This window comes from Metabacillus arenae (assembly GCF_014773385.1).
In the GTDB taxonomy this organism is placed as follows: domain Bacteria; phylum Bacillota; class Bacilli; order Bacillales; family Bacillaceae; genus Metabacillus_D; species Metabacillus_D arenae.
Window position 1 is genome coordinate 151,002 of the sequence record NZ_JACXAI010000014.1, and the last position, 7,025, is coordinate 158,026.

5 protein-coding genes are annotated in these 7,025 nt (G+C 36.9%); all 5 read left to right on the forward strand.

The window, feature by feature from the left end; all coding sequences use genetic code 11:
* Positions 1-302 precede the first annotated feature (302 nt).
* Complete coding sequence (locus IC621_RS12270) at positions 303-1,634, forward strand: MFS transporter (protein ID WP_191158599.1); 1,332 nt, start codon at positions 303-305, stop codon at positions 1,632-1,634.
* A gap of 80 nt (positions 1,635-1,714) precedes the next feature.
* The gene (locus IC621_RS12275) at positions 1,715-2,110 is read left to right on the forward strand and encodes a cupin domain-containing protein (protein WP_191158600.1); all 396 of its coding nucleotides are present in this window, start codon (positions 1,715-1,717) and stop codon (positions 2,108-2,110) included.
* A 244-nt stretch (positions 2,111-2,354) separates the two neighbouring features.
* Positions 2,355-3,242 (forward strand): LysR family transcriptional regulator, encoded by an 888-nt coding sequence (locus tag IC621_RS12280; protein WP_191158601.1) that lies wholly within the window; start codon positions 2,355-2,357, stop codon positions 3,240-3,242.
* 187 nt (positions 3,243-3,429) lie between these two features.
* Positions 3,430-5,295, forward strand: a complete 1,866-nt coding sequence (locus IC621_RS12285; protein WP_191158602.1) for a beta-glucoside-specific PTS transporter subunit IIABC — start codon at positions 3,430-3,432, stop codon at positions 5,293-5,295.
* A 69-nt stretch (positions 5,296-5,364) separates the two neighbouring features.
* The gene (locus tag IC621_RS12290; RefSeq protein WP_191158603.1) at positions 5,365-6,780 is read left to right on the forward strand and encodes a glycoside hydrolase family 1 protein; all 1,416 of its coding nucleotides are present in this window, start codon (positions 5,365-5,367) and stop codon (positions 6,778-6,780) included.
* Positions 6,781-7,025: the final 245 nt, after the last annotated feature.

The window sequence follows — 7,025 nt, forward strand, 5'->3', positions numbered from 1 at the left end:
GGATGGGAAATTACATCAACCATATATATACAGACAAAGTAAAATCAAGGTACTACTAGTAAAATTTATGTTGGCATGCATTTTGCAAAATTAATAGATTAATAATACTAGTAGGAGGCAGAAGGATGAAAACGTAAATCTCGGTAGGACATAAATCTTTGTGATCATGCAATGTTAGGCATTAAAGGAGAAACGGGCTAACGGTGCAAAGGTGAGGACGTATCTTGGACTCACAACGAAATGAGGACAAATTGTAAGCGTTCACTAAAATAATTGGTAGTTTATATAGGGGGATAAGATAAATGAATAATCGATATAGATTCTTTATTATGTCACTGATTATATTTATTAATATTGTTAATTATGTAGATCGAGGAGCCATTTCCTACGCTTCGGAATATTTTATTTCAGAATATCATTTAACTACTGAGGGATGGGGACAAGTATTGGGCTTTTTCGGTTACGGTTATATCTTTGGAGCGCTATTGGGTGGCATTCTTGTGGATAAGTTAGGCCCGAAACTTGTTTGGATATTAGCCGCATGCGGTTGGTCAATCTTTGTGGCCCTTACTCCCTTTGCTGGACAAATAAGTATAGAAATTTTTGGAGGATCTGCTTTATTTGGATTAGCAGTGGTACGTATAATGTTTGGACTTGCGGAAGCTCCGTTTGGTACAGCAGGAATTCGTAGTATGGCTAACTGGACAGCACCAAGAGAAAGAGCTTTTGCTAATTCTATCGGAGTTGTAGGTGTACCGATAGGTGCTTTACTAACAGCCCCTGTAGCTGTAGGGTTGCTATCTATTGCTAGTTATAAAATGATGTTTGTTATTTTAGGTGCAATTGGTATTGTTTGGGCAATTATATGGAGTAAAGTTTTCACAAATCGTCCTGAGGACAATAAAAAAGTAACAAGCTTAGAGTTAGCGGCTATTCGTTCTAGGGAAGGTTTGCTCGAAAATGAAATAACAATAGATGAATCTGAAAAAGAACATATTCCATGGTATACGTTTTTTAAGAACCCAACATTGATATTTAATGCTTTAGGATGGTTTTGTGGAACGTATATAGCTTTTGTGATATTAACGTGGACACCGAAATATTTAATGGATACATTTAATTATGGTCTTTCTTCTCTTTGGTATCTGGGGATGATTCCATGGATTGGAGCTGTTTTTACGATCGTCTTGGGGGGGAAAATTTCTGATAAATTAAAAAGCAAAACAGGTAGCTTGAAAATTGCAAGATCAGGTTTGACTGCATTCTCCTACTTTTGTACCGCTGTTTGCTTTATATTAACCCTTAATGCAAATAGTGCTGCAATAGTGATACTCTTAATGTGTGTTGGGAACGCATTTAATTTTCTATCTGTCGGTATACATTGGACCGTAATTGTGGATACAGCTCCTTCTAAAATAGGAACATTTGGAGGAATGACGCAATTTATACAGAGCACTGCATCCATTTTAGGCCCAACATTAACAGGAATTCTTGTTGCAAGCAATGGATATACGGCAATGTTTATAGGAGCAGCTGTTGCAGCTTTATTGGGCTCAGTAGCAATGCTGTTTGTAAATCCTAGGAAAAAACCTGCTGTTTCAAAACCGATGAAATCATTAACTGTAAATGAATAAGGTTTTGTCTAATCTCTCAAACAGATTTAATAAATAGTATCAATTCATAAAAAAATTAAAAAGAAAGTAGGAATTAAAATATGGAAAATGAACAATTAAGCAATAGCACAATCTTTCCATTGGGGGAAAAAGTTGAAGCAAACTTTATCGGGGATGCATACTTACAAATGGTGTTTACCGATGAGACGCCACTCAATGCATCAATCGGGAATGTAACCTTTGCACCAGGTGCTCGCAATAACTGGCACTCTCATAAAATTGGGCAAGTTTTATTAGTTACAGGAGGTGAGGGTTGGTATCAAGAAGAAGGAAAACCAGCTCAGTTACTCAAAACAGGGGATGTGGTGAATATTCCGCCGCATGTAAAACATTGGCATGGTGCGACAAAAGACAGTTGGTTTGTCCACTTAGCAATGACACCGGGTGAAACGGATTGGTTAGAACCTGTCGATGATGAATGGTATAATGAATTATAATTATATAAACGGCTAATGCCTGAATAAGTAACCGATTCTCCATTATTTTGGGGAATCGGTTTTGCCGTTCTTATAACAACTCTCCACAAGAGAAATAACTCGTCTAACAGTATTTTATAAGCAATATTTGTATCATCAAATTCGCCCGGAGGAGACATAGGAAGAATCCCATAAATTCTCGCGAGTAAATCAACGGATTTATGATAACCTAAGTTAAAAATGAATATTAATTAGGAGCTGGAAAATGGAGTTAAGAGTGCTTAGGTATTTTTTGACAGTTGCACGTGTAGAAAGTATTACTCATGCGGCTGATATATTACATATAACACAGCCCACGTTAAGCAGACAACTAGCGGATTTAGAAAATGAGTTAGGTACTCAACTACTTATACGTGGAAAAAGAAAGATATCATTAACAGATGCTGGTATGCTTTTTCGTCAAAGAGCAGAAGAAATCCTTACCCTTGCTGATCGGACAGAGAAAGAATTTAAAGATCGAAAAAACCTTGTAGGAGGTACAATAGCCATTGGAAGCGTTGAAGCAATGTCTTCGCAAGTTTTAGGGAAATTGTTAAAAGCATTTTATGCTGAATACCCACAAGTAAGTTATCATATTTTTACAGGAACAGGAGATGAAATAAAGGAAAAAATAGATAATGGATTACTTGAGGTCGGAATTTTATTAGAGCCTATTAATATCAACAGTGAAAAATACGATTTTATCAGGTTGCCTCAAAAGGAACGATGGGGAATACTTACAAAGATATCTTCTTCGCTTGCACAGAAGGATCATGTAACTCCTAAAGATCTTATTAGAGTTCCCCTACTCATCTCTGGTCGCCCAGTAGTACAAAATGAAATTGCTAGTTGGTTTGCTGATGACTATGCACATTTACGTTTTGTAGCTACCTTTACCTTAATTTCCAATGTCATTAATCTTGTAGAAAATGGTTTGGGAAATGCAATATGTATAGAAGGTGCTCTTGGGATGAGGGATTCTGACCATCTTTGTTTCAGGCCGTTTTATCCCGAACTTCTATCAGGATGTGTAATCGTTTGGAAAAAACACAAGGTTATGAGTGAAACTGCTACTCGCTTTATCCAATTTATCAAACATGCTTTAAAGGCATAATAAGGCATAGATTATAGGTATTAGATATAGTTATTTATTTGGTGATAATATAAGGATGTAAACGCGATTACAACCTTTCATTATTGCCGATAAATAACTTTTTTGTTTTTGAAAACGATTTAAAAATTATAGACATTGATTATCAATATTTGATCATGTTTTAAAAATAAAAAGAGGGGGATATTCTATGAGAAAAAAATATGAAAAATTAGGTCAGGATATCGCCGAAAAAATTGGCGGTACCGAAAATGTATCAACATTCACCCATTGTATGACCAGACTTAGATTTGCACTAAACGATAATAGAAAAGCGGATCTAGAAGGTATTAAAGCTTTAGATGGAGTTGTTAATGTTATTGAAAGTGGTGGACAATTTCAGGTTGTTATCGGCGCACATGTTGAAGAAGTTTATCATGAGGTAGTCAAGCATATAGAACCATCGGAAAATACAAATACTGAAGGTTCTAAAGAGAAAAAAGGTTTTCTGAATAAAGTAATCGATTTTGTATCAGGGACTTTTGGTCCACTCATACCAGCTATTGCGGGTGCAGGGATGATTAAAGCGGTATTGGCTTTACTTCTTGTATTTAATTTGATTACAAGAGAGTCTCAGACCTATTATGTAATAAATTTCATGGCAGATACTATTTTTTACTTCTTGCCGATTGTACTAGCATACTCAGCAGCTAACAAGTTAAAATGTAACCCGGTTTTTGCAATGGTATTAGCTGGAATATTAATCCATCCAAACATGGTTGAATTGCGAACGGCTGGAGAAGATGTAAGTATATTCGGAATTCCGATGTCACTTGTTAACTATGGTTCATCAGTGGTTCCAATTCTCTTGATCGTTTGGGCACAATCTTACATTGAACCATTTTTTAAGAAGATTATTCCTGACGCTGTAAAAATTATTTTTGTTCCGTTGTTTACAATTATGGTTACTGGAATCATAGGTGTGACTTTATTAGGACCGATAGGATCTTTGGTCGGCGATTATTTAGCAATGGGATTTGACTTTTTAGGAGCACAAGGATCTTGGATAATCATTTTCTTAATTGCAACCTTTTGGCCAATACTTGTTATGTTTGGAATTCACTATAGTTTATCTCCGTTATCAGTCGGGCAACTAACTACCTTAGGATACGAGAATATTATAGGTCCTGGAGCTATGCTCGCAAATATTTCTCAAGGTGTTGCTGCATTAGTAGTAGGTTTGCGAGTAAAGGATGCAGGAACTAAACAAATTGCAACTACTACTGGAATAACAGGATTGATGGGGATTACGGAACCAGCACTTTACGGTGTTAATTTACCTAAAAAGTATCCTCTTATTGCTGCTATGATAGGTGGTGCTTGTGGAGGTCTTTACGCAGGTATTATGAATGTTTCACGTTATGCGGTAGGTCATTCAGGTATTCCAGCTATTCCGCTTTATATCGGAGAAAACATGTGGAACTTATATAACATATTAATCGCATCAGTCATTACAATTATTGTAACTGCCATCCTTACGTATATTTTAAGTCTAAAATATGAAAAAGATATACCTAAGCAGAATGAAGATAAGAAAGAAGATAAGACGATTAGAATTAAAGATACAGTCATACCAAATCCAATCAGTGGTCAAATTGTTTCTTTAAGTGAAGTGAAAGATCAGGCCTTTGCCTCAGAAGCGATGGGGAAAGGAGCTGCCATTGAACCAAGTGAAGGAAAAGTGATCGCTCCCTTTAATGGAAAAATTGTTTCACTATTTCCTACGAAACATGCAATCGGTTTAGTATCAGATGATGGAGTAGAAGTACTCATCCACGTTGGAATAAACACAGTTGAACTGAATGGAAAATATTTTGAAGCTCATGTTGAACAGGGTCAAAGAATCACCAAAGGACAGACTTTATTGACGTTTGAGCTGGAGAAAATTAAGCAGGCAGGATATGTAACCCAAACTCCTATTATTGTAACGAATACTCACAATTATTCTGATGTAATAACAAATATCAGTAATAAAAATATTGATCTTAACAATGAGTTGTTAGTTTTAAAAGCATAAAATGAAGAGACATATGGTTTCAGCTTGGCGCTGAAACCGTCTGTTTTTTAGAAAGCGAGGAATTTAATAATGAAACACGCACAATTAAAACCATTTCCAAAGGATTTTTTCTGGGGAGCATCAACTTCCGCTTACCAAGTGGAAGGAGCTTGGAATAAGGATGGCAAAGGTCCTTCTGTCATGGATATGAGAAGGAAATATCCAGAGGGGACAACAGATTTTAAAGTAGCGAGCGACCACTATCACCGCTATCAGGAAGATGTTGCGCTAATGGCTGAAATGGGCTTTAAAGCGTATCGATTCTCGATTGCCTGGACACGGATTATCCCGAACGGAACGGGTGAAGTGAATCTAAAGGGGATTGAATTCTACAGCAATTTAATCAATGAGCTTATCAAATATAATATCGAGCCCATCGTGACGATGTATCACTTTGACCTGCCATATGCCCTGCATGAGCGCGGCGGCTGGTCTAATCGAGAAACGGTTAATGCCTTTGTTGATTATGCAAAAGTCTTATTTGAAAACTACGGCGACCGCGTAAAATACTGGCTGACAATTAATGAACAGAACATGATGATTATGCACGGTAAAGCACTTGGTATACTCGACCCAGATCTAGAGGATGCAGATCGTGAGCTTTATCAGCAGAATCACCATATGCTAGTTGCACAAGCGAAGGTAATGGACTTATGTCATCAAACACTGCCTGCAGCTTTAATCGGGCCAGCTCCTAATATTGCTTATGTTTATCCAGCTACCTCTAACCCAGAGGATGTGTTAGCATCGCAAAATTTCAATGCAATTCGAAACTGGCTATATCTAGACGCTGCCGTATATGGCCGGTATAATGCAACGGCTTGGAGCTATTTAGAAGAAAAAGGCTATGTTCCTACAATTGAAGATGGGGATATGGAAACTTTGAAAAAAGCTAAACCAGATTACATTGCGTTTAACTATTATGCTACAAAAACAGTCGAAGCCTCCGTTGGAGATGGGAATGATAAGAGTGGAACTGGGGATCAGGAAATTGTCATTGGGGAAGCAGGTGTTTATAAAGGGCATAGCAACCCTAACCTTCCAACAAATGATTTTGGGTGGCAAATCGATCCGGTTGGATTCCGTGCAACGCTTCGTGAGGTATATGATCGTTACCAGTTACCAATTATCATTACTGAAAATGGGCTTGGAGCAATAGATAAGGTTGAAGAGGACGGATCTATTCGTGATCCTTACCGCATTAATTATTTTAAACAACACATTGAACAAATGCAGCTTGCTATTACTGACGGGGTAGATCTTTTCGGATATTGTCCGTGGTCAGCGGTTGACTTAATTTCCACGCACTCAGGTGCAAAGAAGCGATACGGCTTCGTTTTTGTCGACCGTGAGGAATTTGACTTGAAAGAACTTCGTCGTATTCCTAAGCAAAGCTTTTATTGGTATAAGGATGTGATTCGTTCCAATGGAGAAAAATTACAATAAAAAAGGAACGAAGTTTATAGCTTATTAGATAGATGCCATCACTTCTTTTTATTTTGATTACTGTATAAAAAGGAGGCTGCCGATATTTTTCTCGGCAGCCTTTTAGCATTTCTTTCAAAGTTGCTTTCTAAACTTAATTTATGTTTCAACACTAGTGTTGCATTAATTAATTTTCACTATTAAGAATACTCAAAATGTTCAATTTTATTATTTTGTGCAAAGAAAAAGTCCTTTATAATGGATAA

Excerpts from the sequence above, each read along its gene's own strand:
- IC621_RS12275 (WP_191158600.1), top strand. The coding sequence starts at position 1,715 with ATGGAAAATGAACAATTAAGCAATAGCACAATCTTTCCATTGGGGGAA.
- IC621_RS12290 (WP_191158603.1), top strand. The coding sequence starts at position 5,365 with ATGAAACACGCACAATTAAAACCATTTCCAAAGGATTTTTTCTGGGGA.
- IC621_RS12270 (WP_191158599.1), top strand. The coding sequence starts at position 303 with ATGAATAATCGATATAGATTCTTTATTATGTCACTGATTATATTTATT.
- IC621_RS12280 (WP_191158601.1), top strand. The coding sequence starts at position 2,355 with ATGGAGTTAAGAGTGCTTAGGTATTTTTTGACAGTTGCACGTGTAGAA.
- IC621_RS12285 (WP_191158602.1), top strand. The coding sequence starts at position 3,430 with ATGAGAAAAAAATATGAAAAATTAGGTCAGGATATCGCCGAAAAAATT.